The sequence below is a fragment of the Labrys sp. WJW genome (genome assembly GCF_001676615.1).
Lineage (GTDB): Bacteria > Pseudomonadota > Alphaproteobacteria > Rhizobiales > Labraceae > Labrys > Labrys sedimenti.
In genome coordinates this window covers 1-317 of sequence record NZ_LYXZ01000128.1, presented here as the reverse complement: position 1 = coordinate 317, position 317 = coordinate 1, and the positions used below count along the sequence as shown (strand labels likewise).

General features: G+C 70.0%; 1 protein-coding gene. It reads left to right on the top strand.

From position 1 onward, the window contains the following. A partial coding sequence (locus BA190_RS34925) for a MotA/TolQ/ExbB proton channel family protein (protein WP_202908580.1) occupies positions 1-317 on the top strand: 317 nt, incomplete at both ends.

Genomic DNA, 317 nt, shown 5'->3' with positions numbered 1-317 from the left:
TCCCAGACCATCCGGTCGCGCCAGTCCGGCAAGGGAGCCGTCGCCGATCTGGTGACGGCGGCCAACCGCGAATTGCAGCGCTCGGACGATTTGCCGGCCGAGGGCATCAAGGAGCGCCTGGCGATCGCACTTGCGCGCATCGAGGCGCGTGCCGGCCGCTCGATGACCCGCGGCACCGGCCTGCTCGCCACCATCGGTGCCACCGCCCCCTTCGTCGGCCTGTTCGGCACGGTCTGGGGCATCATGAACTCCTTCATCGGCATCTCGCAGTCGCACACCACCAATCTGGCGGTGGTGGCCCCCGGCATCGCCGAGGC